This is a genomic window from Vibrio sp. 970, assembly GCF_033339075.1.
Genome location: NZ_JAWOTW010000543.1, coordinates 1 through 597, shown reverse-complemented (window position 1 = coordinate 597; position 597 = coordinate 1). Strand labels below are relative to the sequence as shown.

The 597-nt window shown below is 49.4% G+C and carries 1 protein-coding gene; it reads right to left on the bottom strand.

What is annotated here, in order from left to right:
* A partial coding sequence (locus tag R7Q11_RS27775; protein ID WP_225467184.1) for a copper-binding protein occupies nucleotides 1-597 on the bottom strand: 597 nt, incomplete at both ends.

Below are 597 nucleotides of genomic sequence, written 5' to 3'. Positions count from 1 at the left end.
GATCGTAAGGGCTTCGTGAACGGCACGAGTGTAGGTGTTGGTTGTCTCCGAATGATTTCAGAACCTTGTTTTTCAACTAGAAATCGGACTTTCTGACCTTCCTTGAAACCGGATAAATCCACTTCATCACCCACAGAGAAGTTCATTTCACCGGCATCCCAGTTCCATTCTGAAACCGGAAGGTGATTGAGCGTGATCATGCCAAAATCCGCCATTAGCATGCTGATGTCTCCCGTTACCCAAACGTCAGTTGCGAGAACGGTGTCATCGGCTTTGTAATCAACGATTTCGTATTGACCCGATGCGGCTTTTTGAATTTCGAACTCAATAGCTTGGCCCTTTTGCAGCGAGCCCATATCGACGCCGTCAGCGAGGGTAAAGTTCATAACCATCCCCGGCCAATCCCACTCTGGTACGGGCTGGTGGTTGATGGTCAACATACGATGGTCTTTCATCACATCAGTGATCTCGCCCTTCGTCCAAGCCGTTTGTGCAGTGGCTTCGGTCGGTGATGAAATGCGCGATAGATCAGCCGTTTGGCTCGATTCTGAATCCAACATAAAGTGAGCTGAGGTTACGATGCGATCGCCTTGAGTC